Source organism: Actinotalea sp. Marseille-Q4924, from assembly GCF_916618755.1.
Taxonomy (GTDB): Bacteria; Actinomycetota; Actinomycetes; order Actinomycetales; family Cellulomonadaceae; genus Actinotalea.
This window is the reverse complement of record NZ_CAKAKB010000002.1, coordinates 343242-364574: the sequence shown is the minus strand read 5'-3', so window position 1 is coordinate 364574 and position 21333 is coordinate 343242. Positions and strand designations below refer to the sequence as shown.

Below are 21333 nucleotides of genomic sequence, written 5' to 3'. Positions count from 1 at the left end.
GCTGTCTCGCGCAGCGCGTGCCGCCCCGACGTCACCGCGGCCGGTGCCGAGACGACCGACCGCCGCTCAGCGCAGGTCCAGCCGCTCAGCGCAGGTCCACCCGCAACGCCGCCCGTGCCCGGACGTCGGGAGTCGCGGCGACGACGCTGACGAGGTCGCCGTCGGGCGCAGAGGCCACGAGGACGCCGCCGAGCACCACGGACGCGCTCTCGGTCCGCGACCGCACCGCCGTGACGGCGGCATCCTCCGGCAGACCCGCCCGCTCGGCGAGCTCGGCCAGGTCGAGCCGCAGGGTGGTGCCCCGGTCGAGGGTCACGTCGGCCGTGCCCAGCACCGTGCCGGTGTCGTCCACCAGCTCCAGCGTCGCGGCGGCGGTCGCGCGGACGTCCTGCCCCGCCGGCGGGTCGACGAGCGCCAGCACGACCGTGCGGGACAGGCCCTCGAGCGCGCCGCCCCCTCCGGGCAGGACGACGGTCGCGGACGGCGCCGTGGTCGCGGCAGGCACCCAGGCGCGGTCCAGCGGCGCGGTGCGGCTCTCGGCCGCCGCGCCGACGCCCGTCCCGCTCGTCACCATGGCGCCCGCGACGACCGGGGCCGCCGCGTCCACGACCACCGTCCACGCCCCGGCGGGCAGGGCCGCGAGGGGGACGTCGAGCACGGCGCCGGCGTCGAGGTCGACCTCGGCGAGCCCCGGCAGGTCGACGGGGCCCTCGGGCCCGAGCAGCGCGACCGACGCCGTCGTGGACTCCTCGGGTGCCAGCAGCCGCAGCTGGGCGGTGTCCGCGGTGCCGGCGTCCGTGGCGGGCACGACGACTCCCGTGAGCACCTGCCGCGTCGCGGGCGCGGCCCCGGGGACGACCTGGTCGACGCCCGCGGGGACGACGCCCCGCAGGGCGCTGTCCTGCAGATGTGCGGTGACCAGGCCGCCGGCCGCGGTGACGCGGACGACGACGCGCCGCTCCTCCGCCGCGAGGCCCTCGAGCAGCACGACACGCTCCTGCCCGGGCGGCACGAGGAACTGCGGCGCGCCGGCCAGCTCCACCGGGCCGCCGGGCCCCCACAGGTCCAGGCCCACTGTCACGGCGGTCGCCCCGGGGTTCTGCAGGACCAGGCGCGCGCTGGACCCCAGCGTCGTGCTCCCACCGGCGAGCCAGAGCTCCGCAGCCGGGCGGGTGCACCCGGCGGCCGCGAGCCCGCGCAGGTCGCCGGACGACGTGAGCGTGACGACGCCGGCCGCCACCTGGGGCGCGGCGACGGCGTCGTCGTCGGTGGCCGTCCCGGGGATCGCCGTCACCACGGCGCCCGCCGCCAGGTCGGCGGCCGCGACGGCGAGCCCGCCGCCCGACGTCGTCGCGCCCTCCCCCAGGGTGCGCAGCTCGACGCCGGCGGTCTCCTCGGCCACGGCGGAGAGCCTCGTCGCGGAGTCCTCGGGGGACGGGTCGAACTGGGGGTCGTAGGTCAGGTCGCCCCCCGGTTCCGGCTCGGTGGGCAGGCGCAGCGGGCCCGGGCAGACGACCGTCGCCGGCGCCGGGGGCACGGCGAGGTCTGCGGCCGCCGCCGGGACGGGTGCCGGCCGGGGCAGGACGTCGTCGGCGAGGACGGCGGCGGCGACGAGGGCGAGCGCCGCGACGGCCGTGGCGACCCGGGTCAGGACGCGGCGCACCGACCCGGCCCGGCGCAGTCCCTCGGCCGGGACAGCGGTGGGGACGGCGGCCGGGTCGTCGGCCGGGACGTCGGCCACGGCGCTGGGACCGGCTGCGGGCTGCGTCGGCTCGTCCGTGGGGTCCTCGGTCATCGCGCACCTCCTCGGCGTCGTCGGACGGGCACCGCGAGGAGCAGGGTCACCACGAGCACGAAGCCCTGGACCGCTGCCCAGACACCGCGTGCCGGGGCGTCGTGGTCGACGACGAGACGTCCTCCCTCGGGGCCCAGCTCGAAGGCCTGCTGCCACCCGCTCTGCACCGACCGCAGCGGGCGGCCGTCGAGGCTCGCGCGCCACCCCGGGTCGGCGCGCTCGGCGAGCACGAGCACCCGGCCCGTGACGCCGTCGGCGGCGGCGTCGACCCGGGTGCGGACGGTGGCGTCGTCCGCCGGGACCGGTACCGCCGCGCCACCCTGCGTGTCGAGGAGCCGGGCCCACGCCGTGGTGGTCCCCCGGTCGTCCACCGCGACGCGCCAGATGACCCCGGAGGCGGTCTCCGTCACGCGCTCCAGCCCTACGGTCCCGTCGAGCTGGGCGACGAGGGCCGAGCGCGCCCGGACGGCGGACGGCGGGGCGTCGTCGGCGGCGGGCGGGAGCAGGACCGCCCCGACGGCCAGCCCGGCGAGGTCCGCGGCGACGTCGTCGTCGGCGCCCGCGACGAGGCGGGCGACGTCCTGCGCCAGCTGCTCGTCCGCCGCGTCGGGCGCGGCGGGTGCCGCCTCGCCCCAGCCGCCGACGACGTCGCGGGCGGTCACGGCGCGCGAGATGCCGGTGAGCTGGCGCCCGTCGTGGCGCAGCAGGGTGGCGTCGACGGCGTCGTCGTCGACCGGTTCGAGGAGGAGGACGCGGACGTCCTCGGGCGAGCGCTGCAGCTGCGTGCCGGCGGCCGGGACCACGGGGACGTCCGTGGTCCGCAGCGCCAGCACGGACCGTCCGTCGGGGCCGACGGCGTCCAGCGCCGCCCAGACCCACGCCGTGCCGAGCGCGACGGGACCGGCGACGGCGAGGACCGCCAGCACGCCGGCGGTCGTCTGGCGCCAGCCGAACGCGTGGCTCGCGAGGGCCTCCCGCAGGCCGTCCGCCGCGGGCACGGCGGCGACGAGCAGCCCCGCCACGACGAGCGTGGCGGCCGGGCCCGCCCAGGCGGTGACGAGCACGTCGTCGGCGCCTGCCACCTCCACGCGGGCGAGCAGGGTCGCCGCGAGCACGCCGAGCGCGGCGAGGACCCAGCCGACGCGAGCCGGCGCCGCGGCGCGCGCCACGGCGAGACCGGCGAGCGCGACGAGGGCCAGGACCCCGGACGCCACGAGGAGCGCGACGGGCAGCCAGGCACCGAGGAGGTCCACCAGGGTCTGGGGCGCCGCGGCCGCCCCGGCCGCCTCGGGTGCGGCACCGGGCGGGACGGGCCAGCCGAGGAGCACCTGCCACGCGGGCGCCGTGGTGGAGGACAGCGGCTCGCCGGGGTCGGTCAGCAGGGCGCGCCAGCCGCCGTCGGCCCACCGCTCGGCGGCGGCGACGACCGTGGGACCGTGCAGCGCCAGCGCGGGCACCGGCAGCCACAGGAGGCGGCCGCGCACGGGCACGGCGGGCAGCAGGGCCGGCACCGCGACGACGGCGACGAGGAGCAGGACGGGTGCGCCGGCGGTCGCCGCGGCGAGCGCGAGCGAGGCGGCCGCCGTGGCGGCGAGGGACGCCGGCGCGCGCCGGACGGCGGGCACGGTCGCCGCGTCGCCCCGCGGCAGGCCGGGGCTCACCCCGTCGACGCGGGCCACGCCCGTGCCGCGGGCGACGCCCAGCACCACCCACGGCAGCAGCACGTGCGCGAGCACCGCGCCCCACCGTCCGGAGCCGAGGCCGAGGGTGAGGGCCGGTGTGACGGCCCAGACGACGGCGGCCCAGGCCCGCAGGCCGACCGAGCGCGTCGCCACGCCGGCCGCGTACCAGGCGCCGACGGCGGCCAGCACCGGGGCGGCCAGCAGCACCACGGCCGCCGCGCCGCCCACCGAGCCGGTGAGGGCGGTGAGGGGCAGGAGCGCGATGAGCGCCGGGTCCGTCGGCGCGGCGTGGCCCAGGCCCGCGGGCAGGCGACCGGACAGGACGAGGTCCCACACCTTGGCGGCGCCCGCGTCCCCGGGGAGGAGCGCGCCGCCGGTCAGCCGCTCCCCCGCCACGACGCGCGTGACCAGACGTCCGACGGTGGCCGTCGTGATCGCGACGGCGAGCAGGACGACGACGGCCAGCCCGACGCGCCGACGGCGCCGCAGCGCAGCCAGCTCGCGCAGCTCCAGCTCGCTCGGGGCCTCCTGGCGGCGGCGGGCCTCCGCGGCGGTGAGGCGCCGGTCCCGGGCCTGGCGGAAGACCTCGCGCCAGCCCACCTGCAGCGGGCGCAGGGAGCGGCGCGGCAGACGCCGGGTGCGGGCGGCGGCGCGGCGCGCGCGGGCGATGCGGCCCGGTCGCAGCAGGACGCGGCCCGGGGCCGTGAGCTCGGCGGTGACCAGGTGCGGCTCCTTGACGAGGAGCCGGCCGAGGGCGCGCACGACGCCGCTGACGACCGCGAGCACGGCGACGACCGGGACCAGCAGGAGCGGGACGCCGGTCAGCTGGGCGTGCAGGTACGCCTCGCGCCGGGCGCGGACGGAGCGCCGCAGGTCCCAGCCGGGGCGGTGCAGCACGGCACCGGAGTGCGGCTCGGACAGCGACGCCCGGGCGTGGTGCACGACCGCCTCGGGGACGGCGACGACGCGGTGCCCCGCCAGCCGGGCGCGCCGGCACAGGTCCAGGCCGTCGCCGTAGGGCCCGAGCGCGGGGTCCGGTCCGCCGAGCTGGTCCCACACGTCGCGACGCACGAGCGCGCCCGCCAGGCCGACGGCGAGGACGTCCTCCCGGGCGTCGTGCTGGCCCTGGTCCATCTCGGGCTCGTCGAGGCCGGTCATGCGCCGCCCGAACCGCGAGGTCCAGACCCCGACCTCCAGGACGCGGGGCGGGTCGGACCACGTGCGCTGCTTGCACCCGGCGACGGCGACCGAGGGCGCGAGCTCGACGGCGTGCAGGAGGGCGGCGAGGGCGCCGGCGTCGGGGGCGCTGTCGTCGTGCAGGAGCCAGAGCCACTGCCGGTCGGCGAGCGTGTCGGGGTCGGTCGGGGCCCGCGGCGGCTGCGGGGCGTGGCCGTCGGTCCGCGCGCGCGCGTCGTCGTCGTCGACGACGTGGGCGCCGGCGGCGAGCGCGCCACGGACCGCGTCACCGAAGGTGCGTGCGCGGGGCACGTGGAGGTGGACGACGGGCAGTCGTCCGGCGGGGGTGCCCTCCGGTCCGGGCGGGGACACAGGTGCGGGCGCAGGAGCGGAGACCCCCTGCGACGCTCCGACCAGCGCCCGGAGCGTGGGTGCCGGCTCGTGGCCGACGTCGACGACGAGGAGCCGGTCCGGTCGGCGCGCCTGGGCGTGGACCGCCTCGAGGGTCCGCTCGACGTACTCGGTGTCACCGCGGGTCACGACGACCGCTGTGACGTGGCGTCGCGACACCAGGGGTCGCCGAGCAGGCGTGCTGGGGGGAGGACCTGCGTCGGTCATGTGTCCCGTCGGCCGCGCGGGGCGGTCAGACGACGCGCTTCTTCAGCTTGCGACGCTCGCGCTCCGACAGCCCACCCCAGATGCCGAACCGCTCGTCGTTGGCGAGGGCGTACTCGAGGCACTCCGCGCGCACCTCGCACCCCGTGCAGACGCGCTTCGCCTCACGCGTGGAGCCGCCCTTCTCGGGGAAGAACGCCTCGGGGTCGGTCTGGGCGCACAGCGCGCGCTCCTGCCACCCCATGGCGCCCTCGTCGTCGGAGGCCGTCCCGAAGAGCGGCAGGACGGTCGCGCCGTCCTGCTGGGTCTCCGGTCGGTCGAGGAACGATGCGTCGTCGTCGAGCAAGTTCCACATGTCAGAGCCTTCCGTGCCGCCTGGTCCCCGCAGGGCGTGCGTCCTGCTGTCCGGCTGCCGCCCGCTGTCGTCCCTACGTCGACGGCGAATCGAACCGCATGAGGAGAATTACACGCGTGTCATGCGCTGGGGTCAAGCGGAACCTGTGCTAGATCACCCGGTCGGCGCCCGACGAGGCGCGAAACGCAGACCCTACGCTGTGCTGCGTGACCGATCGCACGGGTTCCGCCTTCGCCCCACGCCCTGCCGGGCCGCTCCTCCCGACGCTGCTCGAGGGGCTCACACGCGACCCGGGACGGCCGCGGGTCACCTGGTACGGGCCGGGCGGCGAGCGCGTCGAGCTGTCCGGTCACGTGCTCGACAACTGGGTGACGAAGAGCACGAACCTGCTCGTCGAGGAGTTCGAGGTCGGGCCCGGCTCGGCGGTCGTCCTCGACCTGCCGCCGCACTGGCGAGCCGTCGTGTGGGCGTTCGCCGTGTGGCGCGCCGGCGCCTGCGTCCTGCCCGTCGTGCGCTCCGGCGACGGCGCGTCGGCGGGTGCGGGCGGTGGGCTCGCGGCCGATCGGGCGGTGGTGGTGACGGACCGACCGGACGCGTGGTCGTCGTCGCACGACGTCGTCGCGGTGTCCCTGGGCGCCCCGGCCCGCCGTTTCGAGGGGACGCTGCCCGCCGGGGCGATGGACGCCGCGTCGGCGGTCATGACCTACGGGGACGTGCTGACGTTCGTCCAGGAGCACGACCCGGGTGCGGACGCCGTCGAGGTGGAGGGGGCGGTCGTACCGCACGGCGAGCTCGGCACGTGGGCCGCCGAGTGGGCCGGGCACCTGGTGCCCGGGGCGGTGTCCGCCCCCGGCCGCGTCCTCCTCGAACCGGCCGACGGCGACGCCGTCGCCGTGCTGGCCGCCGCCGTCACCGTCCTCGCGGCAGCCGGCTCCGTGGTGCTGTGCGACCCGCAGGTGTCGCGGGAGCTGGCCGCGGACCAGGAGCGGCGCGAGCGGCTGGTCGCGACGGAGAGGGTGTCCGGCGCCAGCTGAGGACCGCCCGCCCTCACGAGTCCGTCTGCGCGCCTGCGCTCAGGGCACGTCCGCCTGGACGACCGTGCCGTGGCCCCGCGCGACGAGGGCGCCGTCGCTCGCCGGCACGAACGCCGACTGCCCGCGGTGCAGCGTGAGCTCGCCGTCGCCCGCCGAGGCGACCGTCACCTCGCCGTCCAGGCACAGCAGGATGCGCGGCCCGCGGCCCGGGAGCGGGTGGACGAGGTCGTCGTCCAGCGTCGTGACGGAGAGCTCGAAGTCGTCGACGGGCGCGTAGAAGACCTTCGTGGAGCCGTGGAACACCTCGGGGGCGATGCGGATCGGCGGGGCCGCGACGTAGTCGACGTTCGCGAGGAGCTCGGGGATGTCGACGTGCTTGGCCGTCAGGCCGGCGCGGAGGACGTTGTCGGAGCTGGCCATCACCTCGATCGCCACCCCGGAGAGGTACGCGTGGACGCCGCCGGCGGGCACGAACATCGCGTCGCCCGGCTGGAGCGTCACCGGGTTGAGCAGGAGGGAGGTGACGACCCCGGGGTCGCAGGGGTACTGCTCCTGCAGGAGCGTCACGGTGCGGTCCGCCCGGGGAGACGGGGACCCGGCCTCCAGGCGCCGGCGGCAGGCGTCCGCGACCTGGGCCACCTCCTCCGCCGAGGGTCGGGTGCCCGGGTCGAGCAGGCGGCGGAACGCGACCCTGATCCCGCCGGCCGACGGATCGGACCGGAGGTCGTCCGCGAGCGCCCTGGCCAGCGGTGCGTCGAGGCCCACCAGGAGCTCTGCGGCGCGTCGCGGCGCCCGGAAGCCGGACATCGCGCGGAACGTGGTGAGCGCGAAGACGAGCTCGGGCTTGTGGTTGGCGTCCTTGTAGTTGCGGCGCGAGTCCGCCAGGGGGACCCCCGCCCGGTCCTCGGCGTCGAACCCGGCACCCGCGCGCTCCTTGGACGGGTGCACCTGGAGCGAGAGCGGTCGCTCGGCGGCGATGACCTTCAGCAGGTACGGGAGAGCCGCCCCGAAGCGCGCCACCACGTCGTCGCCCAGCGCTGCCGCGGGGTCGGTGGCCACCAGGTCGTCGAGGGTGCGGCCGTCCACGTCGCCGTCGACCACGGACGGTGCGCTGGGGTGCGAGCCGAGCCACAGCTCGGCGACGGGCGTGCCCTCGGCGGCGACGCCGAGCAGGTCGGGGATGGCGGTGGGCGAGCCCCAGGCGTAGTCACGCACGGGGTTGGTGAGTCGGAGCACGTCGACCTCGGGTTGGGGGCAGGAGCAGCCGTCATGCTATCGGGGACGCCGCCGGCAGCTCCCGGGACCGCGCCGCGTGCCGGCGTCTGCGCGCGACCGGTCGTGTACGGCACACTGATGCCTCATGCGAGGAATCATCCTGGCCGGTGGGTCCGGCACGCGTCTGCACCCGATCACCCTGGGCGTGAGCAAGCAGCTCGTCCCGGTCTACGACAAGCCGATGATCTACTACCCGCTGTCGACCTTGATCCTCGCCGGCATCAGGGACGTCCTCGTCATCACGACCCCGCACGACGCGGAGCAGTTCCACAGGCTGCTCGGTGACGGGTCGCAGTTCGGGATCTCCATCACCTACACCGTCCAGGCGGAGCCCAACGGTCTCGCTCAGGCCTTCGTCCTCGGTGCTGACTTCATCGGCGGCGAGTCGTCGGCCCTCGTCCTCGGCGACAACATCTTCTACGGCGCCGGTCTGGGCTCGCAGCTCTCCCGCTTCTCGGACATCGACGGCGGGGCCGTGTTCGCGTACCGGGTCGCGGACCCGACGGCCTACGGGGTCGTCGAGTTCGACGACGAGGGGCGGGCTCTCTCCCTCGAGGAGAAGCCGGCCCGGCCGAAGAGCAGCTACGCCGTCCCAGGGCTCTACTTCTACGACAACGACGTCGTGGAGATCGCCCGCGACCTCGAGCCGTCCGCGCGCGGCGAGTACGAGATCACCGACGTGAACCGCACCTACCTGGAAGCGGGCCGCCTGCAGGTCGAGGTCCTCCCCCGCGGCACCGCCTGGCTGGACACGGGGACGTTCGACTCGCTCCTCGAGGCGTCGGACTACGTCCGCACGATCGAGCACCGTCAGGGGATGAAGATCGGTTGCCCCGAGGAGGTCGCCTGGCGCCGCGGCTTCCTCAGCGACGACGAGCTCGCCGACCGGGCGCACGCCCTGCTGAAGTCCGGCTACGGGCGGTACCTCCAGGGGCTGCTCGAGCACGAGCGCCGGTGAGCCGTCCGGCGCGCGGCCACGGGAGCAGCGGAGCCGGCGCCAGGGCCGTCGGAGCGGCGACGGTGGTCGCCGCGGCAGCGGGCTATCTCGTCCTCGTCGTGGCCGCCCGCACCCTCAGTCCGGCGGAGAACGCCCAGTTCCTCGTGTTCTGGTCGACGCTCTTCGGTCTCTTCGGCGTCCTCGGCGGCGTCCAGCAGGAGTCGACGCGGGCGGTCGGCAGCACGGCCGTCGCGGTCGGCTCCCCGCCCGGCGCCCGGGTGCTGCCGGTCAGCCTGGGTATCGGCGTCGGCCTCGCGGCCCTCGTGGCGGCGAGCGCACCCCTGTGGGCCACGGCCCTGCTCGACACCCATGCCGTCGCGCTGACCGCGAGCCTCGCCGTCGCCGTCGTCGCGTACGCCGGCCACTCGGGGGTGCTCGGTGCTCTCGCCGGGCTCCGTTCGTGGCCGACCACCGCGTGGTTGCTGGCGTCGGAGTCCCTGGTGCGACTCCTCGGGGTCGCCGTCGCAGCGGCCGTCGTGGGAGTCGCCCTCGGGCTCCAGGTCGCCAGCGCCGCCGCCGCGGTGACGTGGCTCGTCGTCGTCGCCGTGCTGCCGCTGGCCAGGCGGGCCGCCGGCGCGCGGGGTGAGGGGACGGCACCCCTCCAGGCACGCCGCATGCTCACGGCCATGATCGCCTCGTCAGCCAGCGCCGCCCTCGTCGTGGGCTACCCGACGATCCTCCGGGCGTCCACGTCACCCGAGGTCTGGGCGACCGCGGCACCGTTGGTGCTCGCGATCAGCATGACGCGCGCACCGCTCCTCATGCCGCTCACCGCGTTCCAGGGTTTCGCCATCTCGCACTTCCTCGAGCAGCGGCACCGCGGCATGGCCGCGCTCCTGCCCGTCCTGGGCGGGATCGCCGCCGTCGCCTCCGTGGGGGCGCTCGCGGCGGCTCTCGTCGGCCCGTGGCTCATGACCGCGATCTTCGGTCCGGCGTACGAGGTCTCGTCGGCGCTGCTGGCGGTGCTGACGCTGGCCGGCGGCTCGCTGGCACTCCTCACGATCAGCGGGTCCGCGGTGATCGCCGTCGGGCGGCACAGCTGGTACGCCGCGGGATGGGTGCTCGCCGCCGTCGGGGCCGGGGCGCTCCTGCTCCTCGACCTGCCGCTCGCGGTGCGCACCGCACTGAGCCTCGCGATCGGTCCGGTGCCCGGGATCGCCCTGCACCTGTGGGCCCTGCGACCGGCACGAGAACGAGCCTCCTGAGGAGAGCGCGAGCCGCTCCTCACCTCGCCGGGTCGGTCGTCGCGGGCCTCGGTGCCCTTCCGTCAGACCCGTACGTCCGCCAGGTGCGCCCGGTACCACTCGACGGTGGAACGGATGCCCTCCTCGAGGGTGACGCGAGGGCTCCATCCCGACCCCCGCAGCAGGCTGACGTCCAGGAGCTTCCGCGGGGTCCCGTCCGGCTTCGTGGTGTCCCACTCGATCCGGCCGTCGTACCCGACCGCCTCGGCGACGGTCTCCGCCAGCTCCCGGATCGTGACGTCCTCCCCCGTGCCCACGTTGACGTGGGAGTCCCCGTCGTAGCTCTCCAGCAGGTGCAGGCAGGCGGCCGCCATGTCGTCGACGTGCAGGAACTCCCGCCGCGGGGAGCCCGACCCCCAGTTCGTCACCGACGCGGCGCCACCGAGCCGGGCCTCCTCGTACCGCCGGATCAGGGCGGGCATGACGTGGGAGCCCGTCGGGGAGAAGTTGTCACCCGGACCGTAGAGGTTGGTGGGCATCGCGGAGATCCACGGCAGCCCGTACTGGCGACGGACCGCCTGCACGTGGAGGATGCCGGCGATCTTCGCGATCGCGTACGCGTCGTTGGTCGGCTCGAGGTGGCCGGTGAGGAGGTACTCCTCCTTGATCGGCTGCGGGGCCAACTTCGGGTAGATGCACGACGAGCCGAGGAAGAGGAGGCGCTCCACGCCCGCCTCCACCGCAGCGTCCATGACGTTCAGCTGGATCTGGAGGTTCGCGGAGAGGAAGTCCACGGGATACGTGCTGTTCGCCATGATCCCGCCCACCTTGGCCGCCGCGAGCACGACGTACCGGGGACGCTCCTCCTGGAAGAAGCGCTGGACCGCGGCGCGATCCGTCAGGTCGAGCTCCGCCCGTGACCGTCCGACGAGCCGCGTGAATCCCTCACGCTCGAGGTGTCGCCACACGGCTGAGCCGACGAGGCCACGGTGCCCCGCGACGAACAGACCCGCGTCGCGGTCCAGGGGCCCGGGTGTGTGAACCATGCAGTCGCCGCCTCTCCGACCGGCCACGCCGGTCGTCCCAACCCAGTCCGGCGCTCGCAGCAGAGCCCCGGAACCTACGCCCCGCGGAGGTGACCTCCGGCGGACCTCGGAACATTACCCTCTGGGGAGCAGCACCTCATCCCCGGTGCAGCGGACCCCGGTCGTGCGACGTCCGCCACGACGGAGGACGGCGCACCTCTCAGGACGCGCGGGCGACCCGCTGGCTGAGCCGTCTGCTCGCCACGGTCGCAGCGGCCTGCACCGGCACCTCCCAGAGGGCGCTCACGGGACGGGCCCACGCGGGCAGGTACTTGTACTTGACCCGCCGCGCCTCGGCACCGGACGCACGGCGGTCGGACACGGTCGTCGAGCCGGGGTGCCAGCGGAACGCCGAGACGCGCTGACGAGTCGCCAGGAACGGGCCACGGCGCCGCAGCGCGAGCAGCAGGTCCAGGTCCATGGCGTAGCGCAGGCTCGTGTCGATCATGCCGACGGCCCGGAGGTGCTCGAGCCGGAACATGGAACCGGGATGGGGGATGAGGTTCGGGCCCCAGGGCAGGATCCACTGCGCGGCCCTGCCGGCAGCGGATGTCCCGAGCACGCGGCCGTCCGGCCCGATGTAGTCGCACGCACCGTAGGCGAGCACGGCGTCGGGGTGACCCAGCAGCATCGACCGCAGCAGCTTCAGCGCACCGGGGCGGAAGAGGTCGTCGTCCCCGATCCAGGCGTAGAACTCCTCGTCCGTGGCCGCCGCGATGCCGCGGTTCATGGCCTCGGAGATCCCCTGCTTGGGGTCCTCCACCAGCACGGCGCCGTGGCGTGACGCGAGTGCCCGAGCCGCCTCCGCCGTGGCGGGGAGCACCACGACCAGGGTGAGCTCGACGTCCTCGCGCTGCTCGTCGACCGTCGCGAGGGTCTGGGCGAGCTCCTCCAGACGGTCGCCCAGCGTCGGCAGGACGACGAGGACCTTTCCGGCGGTCACCGTGCGACGACGCTGTCGATCCACGGCTTGCCCTCGACCTCGAGGGCAGCGCGGTCCGCGTCGACCATGAGCCGGGCGAGGTCGGGCGTCAGCGTCCTGGCCTCCCAGCCGAGCACCTCGCGCGCCCGGCTCGCGTCGCCGATCAGGGCGTCGACCTCCGTGGGGCGCAGGTAGCGCTCGTCGAACCGGACGTACTTCTCCCAGTCCAGACCGGCGTGCTCGAAGGAGATCTGCAGGAAGTCACGCACCGTGTAGGCGGTACCCGTGGCGACCACGTAGTCGTTCGGCTCGTCGTGCTGCAGCATCCGCCACATCGCCTCGACGTACTCCGGGGCGTAGCCCCAGTCCCGCACCGCGTCCAGGTTGCCCATGTACAGCAGGTCCTGCTCGCCTGCCGCGATCCGCGCGACGGCACGGGTGATCTTCCGTGTCACGAACGTCGCTCCGCGCCGCGGTGACTCGTGGTTGAAGAGGATGCCGTTGACCGCGAACATGCCGTAGCCCTCGCGGTAGTTCCGCGTGACCCAGTACGAGTAGACCTTGGCCGCACCGTACGGCGACCGCGGGTAGAACGGCGTCTCCTCGTGCTGCGGCGGCGGCGTCGCGCCGAACATCTCGGAGCTCGACGCCTGGTAGAAGCGGCAGTCGAGACCCACCATGCGGATGGACTCGAGCAGCCGTGTCGTGCCCAGCCCGGTCGAGTCGCCCGTGTACTCCGGCTCGTCGAAGCTCACCCGGACGTGCGACTGCGCGGCGAGGTTGTACACCTCGTGCGGCTGGATCTGGTCCAGCAGCATGGCGAGGCGCGAGCCGTCCGAGAGGTCGCCGTAGTGGAGGAAGAGGCGGACGCCCTGCTCGTGGAGATCCGTGAAGAGGTGCTCGATCCGGCTCGTGTTGAAGGTCGACGCCCGCCGGATGACCCCGTGGACCTCGTACCCCTTCGAGAGCAGCAGCTCTGCCAGGTAGCTCCCGTCCTGACCGGTGATCCCGGTGATGAACGCACGCCTTGCCGTCGTCTCGGCCACAGATAGCCAACTCTCGTACTCGGGTTCTGGATCGATGCCGCCGGCCGTCAGCCGGTCAGCCGCCGATGATACCTCGCGGGCACGGTCAGCGGACGGCGGCCAGCACCGTCGGCGCGGCCTGCGCCCAGCGCTCGTCCCACCCGCTCACAGGGGCCACTCCCGCGCGCCGCAGCGCCTCGTGACCGAGCACCGAGTACCCCGGTCGAGGTGCCGGCCGGGGGAACCGGTCGCTGGTGGTGGGGAGCACACGGTCCGGGTCGTTGCCGTCCGCCGCGACGACGAGCCGCGCGAAGTCGAACCACGTGGTGCTGCCCGACGCCGACCCGTGATAGGTGCCCGCCGGCGCTCCGGCGTCCACGAGCCTGACGACGAGGTCGGCCAGGTCCCGCGTCCACGTCGGCTGCCCGCGCTGGTCGCGGACCACCTCGAGCGACGGTCGTTCCCGTGCGAGCCGGGCGATCGTGCGGGGGAAGCAGCTGCCGTGCGCCCCGTAGAGCCAGGACGTGCGGACGAGCAGGTGGTCCGGGGCCTCGGCCCGCACCGCCCACTCCCCCGCACCCTTCGTCCGTCCGTACGCCGAGCGAGGGTTGAGCGGGGCGTCCTCCGCGTACGGGCTCGTGGCCTCACCGTCGAAGACGTAGTCCGTGGAGATGTGGACGAGCCGCGCCCCGGCGTCGCGCGCCGCGCGGGCCACCGCAGCCGCACCCACCGCGTTGACCCGGAACGCCTCCGCCTCGGCGGTCTCCGCCTCGTCGACCGCGGTCCATGCGGCGCAGTTCACGACGACGTCGTGGCCGCCCACCGCGCCACGCACCGCGTCCAGGTCCGTCACGTCGAGGGTGTCCCGGCCGTGCGCCGTCACCTCCTGCCCGCCGTCGCGCAGGAGGGCGACCAGGTCCTGCCCGAGCATGCCCCCGGCCCCCGTGACCATCCAGCGCACCGCGTGCTCCCTCGTCTCGACCGCCACGTACGCCGCGAGACTACCGAGCCGGCGGACGTCGTCGACTCGTTAGGCTGGCATCCCCCAGCACCCAGGAGGTCGGTTCGTGGAGCATCGCGAGCTCGCAGTCGCCGGAGCCCTCGAGCTCACCCCCCGCCAGTTCACCGATCCCCGCGGCACGTTCCTGGAGTGGTTCCGGTCGACGACCTTCGAGGGTGCCGTCGGGCACCCGCTGGACCTGCAGCAGGCCAACATGTCGGTCTCCGCGTCGGGCGTGGTCCGGGGCGTGCACTTCGCCGACGTGCCTCCGGGCCAGGCGAAGTACGTCACCTGCGTGCGAGGTGCGGTGCTCGACGTCGTGGTCGACATCCGCGTCGGCTCCCCCACCTTCGGCCGGTGGGACTCCGTGCTGCTCGACGACGTGGACCGCCGCGCGATCTACGTCCCCGAGGGTCTCGGTCACGCCTTCATGTCGCTCGAGGACGGGTCCACGGTGGCCTACCTGTGCTCGTCGGGGTACGCCCCCGAGCGGGAGCACGGCATCCACCCCCTCGATCCGGCTCTCGGCATCCGGTGGCCGGAGGTCGACAGGGCCGGTCGCCCCGTGACCCCCGCGCTGTCGGACAAGGACGCGGACGCGCCGACGCTCGACTCGGCCCTCCGCGAGGGACTCCTCCCCCGGTACGACGACGTCGTGGCGTACCTGTCGTCCCTCGGCCGGGCCACGGACGGCTGAGGCCGGGCAGCCCGACGTCATCGCCTCGCAGCGGCCGCCTCGTAGGCCGCGACGTGGACACGAGCGGACCGCTCCCACGTGAAGGTCGCGGCCCTGGCGACGGCGTCCGCCGAGAGGGCGGCGCGACGCGCCTCGTCGCCCAGCAGGGCGCGGAGCGCGTCGGCGATCTCGCGCGCCGACGTCCCGCAGTAGGCGACCGCGTCCCCTCCCACCTCCGGCAGTGACGTCTCCCGCGTGGTCAGCACCGTCGCGCCGCACGCCATCGCCTCGAGGACGGGCAGCCCGAAGCCCTCGGCCACGCTCGGGTAGGCGACGACGACGGCGCCGCCCAGGAAGGGCGCCAGGTCGTCGAGGGGCAGGTAGCCGGGCCGGAGGACGGTGAGATGGCCGGGCACCTCCGCCACCGCGGGGTCGACGCCCTGGTCCCACCCGCGACCACCCGCGAGGACGAGTGCCGGCGGCTCGGGCAGGTCGTGGACGGCGTCGACCCACCCCCGGACCAGTGCAGGCACGTTCTTGCGGGGCTCGAGGGTGCCGAGGAACGCCACGTAGGGACGGCCCTCGAGCCCGAGTCGCGCGGCGCAGCGCGCCAGCACGGCCGGGTCCTGCGGGCGGAAGCGTTCCAGGTCGACACCGTGCGGAGCGACGTGCACCGAACCCGCGGGTCTCCCGACGTACCGCTCGACCTCCTCGGCGGTCGCGCGCGACGGGACCACGACGGCGTCCGCCCGACGGGCGGCGACCCGGATCGCCCGACGGAAGAACTGGCGCTTCACGGCCGAGTGGTGGTCGGGGTGGCTGAAGAACGTCGCGTCGTGCAGGGTGACGGCGACCGGTGTCCGCCCCGCCGCCGGCAGCGTGTAGTGCGGGCTGTGCAGGACGTCAGGACGGGTCGAGCGCTGCAGCGCCGGCAGGGCGACCTGCTCCCAGGCGAGCCGAGCCGCGCGCCCCCTGTGACGCACCGCCACGATCTCCGCCGTCGGCACGGTCTCCGCGAACCCGGCCGCGTCGCGCTCCTGGCACGCCACCACGACGTCCACCCCGGCTCGTGCGACCTCCGGGAGGAGCGCGTCGACGTAGCGACCGACGCCGCCGCGGTCCGCCGGGATCGCCGTGGCGTCGACGAGGACCCGCATGGCCGCCTCCTTGCCTGATCGACGACGGGACGGGGCCCATGAGACCACACCGCGTCCGGACGTCACCGGGGGCGACGGCGATACGCTCTGCCGATGCCCGATCCCGAGACGTCGCCGGTGCGGACGCCCGCTGTCGAGGGTCCGGTCCCGGCGATCGACGTCGTCGTGGTCAACTGGAACGGCGGGGATCTGCTGGCGCAGTGCCTCGAGTCCCTCCGGGCCGACATGGACGGCCTGCCGACCGCCAGGTGCCACGTGTGGCTCGTGGACAACGCGTCGACGGACGGGTCCGCCGACCGTGCCCAGGAGCGGTTCGGTGACATGACGGTGATCCGTCTGGACCGCAACACGGGCTTCGCGGGCGGTGCCGCCGCCGGGATCCGGGCCTCCTCGGGGGACGTCGTCGTCCTCGTCAACAACGACGCCGTCGTCACGCCCGGCTTCCTCCGGTCCGTCGTCGGACCGATCGAGGCGGACCCCCGGGTCGGTGCGACCACGGGGCGCGTCCTGCTCGCCGGCGAGTTCGTCCCCTCCCGACCGGGCGCTGTCCCCGAGCTCGTCGGGCACGACGGCCGAGGATGGCGGAGGTCGCTCCCGGGCGAGACCGGGACGACGCTCCTCAACTCCACGGGGAACGAGGTCACCCGGTCCGGGAACGGCCGTGACCGCGACTGGTTGGCGTCCGCCTCGACCACGGCCCTCCCGGAGGTGTTCGGGTTCAACGGTGGGTGTGCGGCACTGCGGCGTCGGGCGCTGGACCACGTCGGGAGCTTCGACGAGTCGCTCTTCCTGTACTACGAGGACACCGAGCTCTCCTGGCGACTGCGGCGTGGGGGCTGGCGCGTCGTCCACGTCCCGGACGCCGTGACGGTCCATGTCCACGCCGCGTCGTCGGGGACGACGTCCGAGCTCTTCGAGGTGAGCAACGCGCGGAACCGCCTCCTCGTCGCCCTGCTCCACGCGCCGTGGGCCGTCGTCGTCCGAGCGTGCGCGAGGACGCTCGTGCGGACGGTCAGGGGACCCCGCCGTCGTCGCTGGGTGAGCGCCCTCACCCAGGTGGTGGTCAGGACCCCCCGGACCCTCGCGCGACGGCGTGCCCTGGACCGCACGGCCGTGGTGCCGCGGCGGTCCGTCGCCGCACTGCTCGTGGACGACGGTCCGGGGCGGAGCGGGCGGGCGGGCGGTGGTCCCCGTGCTTGACGTGACCATGGTGGTCGAGCAGTGCTGGCAGCCCGTACCCGGGGGCTCGGGCACGTACGTGGTCGAGCTGACCCGCGCGCTCGCTGCCCGCGACGACGTCGAGGTACGGGGGCTCGCCGCCTGGCACCGCGGCGAGCCGCCCTCCGACGTCCGGCCGGAGCTGGCCGTCGTCCACGCGCCGCTGCCACGACGCGCCCTGTACGACGCGTGGAACCGCACCGGCCTGCTCCGCGTCGAGCACCTCGTACGACCGGCCCCCGACGTGGTGCACGCACCGACCTGGGCCGTGCCGCGCTCCTCGCGGCCCGTGGTGGTCACCGTCCACGACCTCGCCTTCCTCCGCGACCCGTCGCACTTCACGGAGCGGGGCGTCCGGTACTTCCGACGATCGCTCCAGCGCGTGCGGGACGAGGCGGCGCTCGTCCTGGTCCCGTCCGAGGCGACGGCCCAGGACTGCGTGGCCGCCGGCATCGAGGCGGAGCGGGTCGTGACCATCCCGCACGGCGTCCGGGTGGCGCGCTCGTCGCCCGCCGACGTCGAGGCCTTCCGCCGGCGGACGCACCTGGACCGCCCGTACGTGCTGTGGACGGGCACGCGTGAGCCCCGGAAGAACCTGGGCGCGCTCGTCACGGCGTTCGACGCGCTGTCCCCGCGGCTGCCGGACGTCGACCTCGTCCTCGTCGGGCCGGACGGCTGGGGCGCCGTCCCGGTGCCCACCGCGAGCGCGCGGGTCCGTTTCCTCGGCCGCCTCTCCTGGGAGGACCTCCAGCACGCCTACGCGGGTGCTGCGGCCTTCTGCTACCCCTCGATCTGGGAGGGGTTCGGCATGCCGGTCCTCGAGGCCATGGCCCACGGGGTGCCCGTCGTGACGTCGTCGGGGACGTCGACCGCCGAGGTGGGCGGCGACGCCGTCCTCGCCGTCGACCCGGACGACACCGACGCGATCGCGGCAGCGCTCAAGGCCGCGCTCGGCGCTCGGGGTCGGGACCTCGCGCAGCGCGGCCTCGATCGTGCCGCCCTCTTCACCTGGTCCGAGGCGGCCTCACGGACGGTCGACGCCTACCGGTCGGTGTCCCGCTGACCCGCGCGGTCGACGACCTGTCGTGTTGTGGACGGAGGTCCTTCGGCCTCGGCCCGCGACGTGGCACCATGCGAGGAGGGGGCTGAGAGAGGGCGGACGGGACATGGCTGCACGGGGGCACTGGTACGCGGCCGCGACAGGGTTCACCGTCGCGCTCGCGACGCTGACCGGCTGCGCCCTGGGCGACGGGCCGACCGCCGCCGACCCGCCGACGGCCACGCCGACGGCGACGGCGACGGCGACGGAGCGGACGACGCCCCCTGCCACGCCGGCCCCGGCGCCCTCGGACGACCCGGCCACACCGCCGACGGCAGAACCCCCGGCGGACGGCGACCCGACGGAGCCCGCCCCGCCGTCGAGCGCACCCGCCTCCGCGTCGCCGCCGTCGATCGTCCAGGCGGCCCGTCTCGACGACGGGACGGTCGAGGTGACGGGTGTCGTCACCGGCGTCGTCGAGGAGGGCGGCACCTGCACGGCTGTCGTGACCGTGGCCGGCACGGACCATCGTGCGTCCGCACCGGCGTTCCCGGACGTGACGACGACCGTGTGCTCGGGGCTGCGCCTCCCGGTGCCGCCGGGGGAGGCGACCGCACGCCTGGAGTACGCCGACCCGGAGGGTGGCGTCGCCGTCTCCGAGCCGATGGAGGTCACGTCATGAGGCTCCGTCGCCTGCGACGGCTGGCCACGGGGTTGCTCGCCGCGGTCGTCGCCGTCGCGACGGTCGGCGCCGGTACCGCTGCGACGCCGACCGCGGCCGCCGCGACGGCGAGCCCACGCGAGGCTGCGCTCACCGCGGCTCCCGCGGCACCGGTGGCGGCCGCGCTCACCGGTGCGCTGTTCGACGCGGGCAACCTCATCAGCGACGCCGTCTTCTGGAACTCGAGCACGATGGACGCCCCCGCGGTCCAGCGGTTCCTCGACGCCCAGCAGCGCACCTGCGCCTCGGCCCGGGGCAACCCGTGCCTGGCCCGGTACAGCACGACGACCACGGCGAAGCCCGCCGAGCCGGGTCTCTGCGCCGGCTACACCGGCGGTCGCGTCGAGACGGCCGCCCAGATCATCGCCGGCGTGAGCGCGAGCTGCGGGATCAACCCGCGGGTCCTCCTCGTCCTGCTCGAGAAGGAGCAGAGCCTCGTCACGGCCAGCTCTCCGACGGACACCCAGTACCGGTCGGCCACCGGCTTCGGCTGCCCCGACGGTGCCCCGTGCGACGCCCAGTACTACGGCTTCTTCAACCAGGTGTACTCGGCCGCCCGGCAGTTCAACTGGTACGCGCTCAACCCCACGCGGTACGCGCACCGGGCGCGGCAGCTCAACTCGATCCGCTACCACCCGGACATCGCCTGCGGCAGCGGACCCGTCTACATCCAGAACCAGGCGACCGCCGGCCTGTACAACTACACGCCCTACCAGCCGAACGCCGCCGCGCTCGCCAACCTCTACGGGACCGGTGACGCCTGCAGCGCCTACGGCAACCGGAACTTCTGGCGCATCTTCACCGACTGGTTCGGGTCGACGCAGACGCTCGGCGGGTACCTGCTGCGCACCGCCACGGACCCGACCGTCTACGTCGTCACGACGCAGAACAAGTACCCCGTGAAGGACGCTGCGACGCTCGCCATGCTCAGCGCCCTCGGGCCGGTGGGCGTCGTCTCCCAGGTGTACCTCGACATGAGGCCCACCGGCGGCGTGATGCACAAGCTCATCCGCGGCCGGGACACGATGGTCTATCTGGTCGACGGCCCTCACAAGTACCCGTTCGACAGCTGCACGATGGTGGCGCGTTACGGGTACGACTGCACCCAGTCCCAGCTCCTCGACGACGCGCAGATCGCGGCCTTCTACACGGGACCGACCCTGACGAACGGGGTGAGGACGAACTCCGGGCGGTTCTACGCCGTGGAGTGGGGCTCCGTGCTCGAGGCGCCCGACGCAGCGACACTCGGCGCGGCCGGGTACGCACCCGCTCCGATCTCGGTCACCGACCAGGCGCTCAACCACCTGAGACTCGGCGCGCCGCTGGTCCGTCCGGACACCGTCGTCCAGTCGAGGTCCTCGGGCGCGCGGTTCCTGGTCGGGAGCGGCCAGCTGCTGCCGCTGGCCCCCGGCGCCTACGAGACGACGCCGCTGCGGACCCTCCCGATCGGCCCGCTCGACTCCGCGAGCCTCCTCGCGATGCCCTGGGCGAGCCCGAGCCTCGGCCTCTTCGCCCGGTCCACGGAGTCCGGCTCGACCTACCTGCTCAACGGCTCCTCGAGGACGCAGGTGCTCGACGCGGCGGCCGCCGGCACCGCCGCGGCCACGCCCGTCTCCCCCACCGTGCTGAACCTCTTCGCCGATGCCGGCTCCGTCGGCGCCCCGGTGCTCCTCAAGAGCGCCGACAGCCCGGCGGTCTACCGCATCGAGGAGGGACGCCGGCGGTCGTTGCCCTCGTGGGACGACGCCCTGCGGGTGAGTGCCGCGTCCGGTGGCCCACGCATCACGACCGTCGACCGCCGGGTCCTCGGAGCGCTCCCCGCCGGTCCGGACCAGCTGGGCCCGGGCACGCTGGCGTACTCGACGGCCTCAGCCTCGGTGTACCTCATCGACGGCTTCGGCACGAAGCACCACATCGGCAGCTGGGACCGGATGGCCAACCTCGGGACGGGCCCGCTCGTCCTGCGGCGCGAGGCGGACCTCGCCGCCTACACCACCGCACCGGGGACCCCGCAGAACGTCGTCGTGTGCTCCGGGACCAGCTACCTCGCGACCGGCGGTCGCCTCCACCCCGTGGCACCGACCGTCGCATCCCACTGGGCGACCGTGCCACGCACCACGCTCGACGCGACCACCTGCGCGAACCTGGTGAGGTCCGGGGTCGCCGTCGGCCGCTTCCTGCGGATGCCCACCGGCGCCATCTGGTACGTCGAGAACGGCACCCGCCGCAACATCACCAGCTACGCCACCTACCGCGCGCTCGGAGGCAACGACCTCGACTGGGTCGCCGTCAACACCGACGCGATCGCCACCATCCCCGTCGGACCCGACATCTGAGCCGCGCTCGGCGGGTCGTCGAGCCAGGTCGGACGTGCACC

Annotated in this window: 17 protein-coding genes; 8 read left to right on the top strand and 9 right to left on the bottom strand. The window is 74.9% G+C overall.

Features of this window, described 5'->3' with window-relative positions; genetic code table 11:
* Positions 1 to 85 precede the first annotated feature (85 nt).
* From LG379_RS05915 to LG379_RS05905, 3 genes are read right to left on the bottom strand one after another with little or no spacing between them, the layout of a single operon-like run.
* Positions 86 to 1795, bottom strand: coding sequence for a DUF5719 family protein (locus LG379_RS05915; RefSeq protein ID WP_225753662.1), 1710 nt, complete (start codon positions 1793 to 1795; stop codon positions 86 to 88).
* On the bottom strand, positions 1792 to 5271 hold the full coding sequence (locus LG379_RS05910; RefSeq protein WP_225753661.1) for a glycosyltransferase: 3480 nt from the start codon (positions 5269 to 5271) through the stop codon (positions 1792 to 1794). Before LG379_RS05910 ends, LG379_RS05915 begins: the two co-directional genes overlap by 4 nt.
* A gap of 25 nt (positions 5272 to 5296) precedes the next feature.
* Positions 5297 to 5623: a WhiB family transcriptional regulator gene (locus LG379_RS05905; RefSeq protein ID WP_225753660.1), complete on the bottom strand. Its 327-nt coding sequence runs from the start codon at positions 5621 to 5623 to the stop codon at positions 5297 to 5299.
* A 206-nt stretch (positions 5624 to 5829) separates the two neighbouring features.
* On the opposite strand from LG379_RS05905, the gene LG379_RS05900 reads away from it, so the two are divergent.
* Entirely contained in the window at positions 5830 to 6657 is an 828-nt protein-coding gene (locus LG379_RS05900) for a TIGR03089 family protein (RefSeq protein WP_225753659.1), read from the top strand.
* A 39-nt stretch (positions 6658 to 6696) separates the two neighbouring features.
* Here the strand turns inward: LG379_RS05900 and manA are convergent, their stop codons facing one another.
* Positions 6697 to 7893 carry a mannose-6-phosphate isomerase, class I gene (gene manA, locus LG379_RS05895; RefSeq protein WP_225753658.1) on the bottom strand — a complete coding sequence of 399 codons (1197 nt, stop codon included), beginning with the start codon at positions 7891 to 7893 and terminating at the stop codon, positions 6697 to 6699.
* Positions 7894 to 8017: 124 nt separating this feature from the next.
* Here manA and rfbA point away from each other — a divergent pair, with 124 nt between their 5' ends.
* Both rfbA and LG379_RS05885 read left to right on the top strand, forming a co-directional pair.
* Positions 8018 to 8890 (top strand): glucose-1-phosphate thymidylyltransferase RfbA, encoded by an 873-nt coding sequence (rfbA, locus tag LG379_RS05890; RefSeq protein ID WP_225753657.1) that lies wholly within the window; start codon positions 8018 to 8020, stop codon positions 8888 to 8890.
* Positions 8887 to 10134, top strand: a complete 1248-nt coding sequence (locus tag LG379_RS05885; protein WP_225753656.1) for a hypothetical protein — start codon at positions 8887 to 8889, stop codon at positions 10132 to 10134. Before rfbA ends, LG379_RS05885 begins: the two co-directional genes overlap by 4 nt.
* 62 nt (positions 10135 to 10196) lie before the next feature.
* Here the strand turns inward: LG379_RS05885 and LG379_RS05880 are convergent, their stop codons facing one another.
* The 4 genes from LG379_RS05880 to rfbD form a co-directional block, all read right to left on the bottom strand.
* Positions 10197 to 11159, bottom strand: a complete 963-nt coding sequence (locus LG379_RS05880) for a GDP-L-fucose synthase (RefSeq protein WP_225753655.1) — start codon at positions 11157 to 11159, stop codon at positions 10197 to 10199.
* 199 nt (positions 11160 to 11358) lie between these two features.
* Positions 11359 to 12141, bottom strand: a complete 783-nt coding sequence (locus LG379_RS05875) for a glycosyltransferase family 2 protein (protein ID WP_225753654.1) — start codon at positions 12139 to 12141, stop codon at positions 11359 to 11361.
* Positions 12138 to 13166, bottom strand: coding sequence for a GDP-mannose 4,6-dehydratase (gmd, locus tag LG379_RS05870; protein ID WP_225753653.1), 1029 nt, complete (start codon positions 13164 to 13166; stop codon positions 12138 to 12140). Before gmd ends, LG379_RS05875 begins: the two co-directional genes overlap by 4 nt.
* Positions 13167 to 13251: 85 nt before the next feature.
* Positions 13252 to 14106, bottom strand: coding sequence for a dTDP-4-dehydrorhamnose reductase (gene rfbD / locus LG379_RS05865; RefSeq protein WP_225753803.1), 855 nt, complete (start codon positions 14104 to 14106; stop codon positions 13252 to 13254).
* Positions 14107 to 14212: 106 nt separating this feature from the next.
* On the opposite strand from rfbD, the gene LG379_RS05860 reads away from it, so the two are divergent.
* Positions 14213 to 14842 (top strand): dTDP-4-dehydrorhamnose 3,5-epimerase family protein, encoded by a 630-nt coding sequence (locus LG379_RS05860; RefSeq protein ID WP_225753652.1) that lies wholly within the window; start codon positions 14213 to 14215, stop codon positions 14840 to 14842.
* Positions 14843 to 14859: 17 nt separating this feature from the next.
* Here LG379_RS05860 and LG379_RS05855 read toward each other — a convergent pair whose 3' ends face one another.
* Positions 14860 to 15978 carry a glycosyltransferase family 1 protein gene (locus tag LG379_RS05855; RefSeq protein WP_225753651.1) on the bottom strand — a complete coding sequence of 373 codons (1119 nt, stop codon included), beginning with the start codon at positions 15976 to 15978 and terminating at the stop codon, positions 14860 to 14862.
* A gap of 93 nt (positions 15979 to 16071) precedes the next feature.
* Here LG379_RS05855 and LG379_RS05850 point away from each other — a divergent pair, with 93 nt between their 5' ends.
* From LG379_RS05850 to LG379_RS05835, 4 genes are all read left to right on the top strand, one after another.
* Positions 16072 to 17178, top strand: a complete 1107-nt coding sequence (locus LG379_RS05850) for a glycosyltransferase family 2 protein (RefSeq protein WP_225753650.1) — start codon at positions 16072 to 16074, stop codon at positions 17176 to 17178.
* Positions 17171 to 18259: a glycosyltransferase family 1 protein gene (locus LG379_RS05845; RefSeq protein ID WP_225753649.1), complete on the top strand. Its 1089-nt coding sequence runs from the start codon at positions 17171 to 17173 to the stop codon at positions 18257 to 18259. The genes LG379_RS05850 and LG379_RS05845 overlap by 8 nt, the downstream gene beginning before the upstream one ends.
* 103 nt (positions 18260 to 18362) lie before the next feature.
* Positions 18363 to 18917 carry a hypothetical protein gene (locus tag LG379_RS05840; protein WP_225753648.1) on the top strand — a complete coding sequence of 185 codons (555 nt, stop codon included), beginning with the start codon at positions 18363 to 18365 and terminating at the stop codon, positions 18915 to 18917.
* On the top strand, positions 18914 to 21292 hold the full coding sequence (locus LG379_RS05835; protein ID WP_225753647.1) for a hypothetical protein: 2379 nt from the start codon (positions 18914 to 18916) through the stop codon (positions 21290 to 21292). The genes LG379_RS05840 and LG379_RS05835 overlap by 4 nt, the downstream gene beginning before the upstream one ends.
* Positions 21293 to 21333 lie beyond the last annotated feature (41 nt).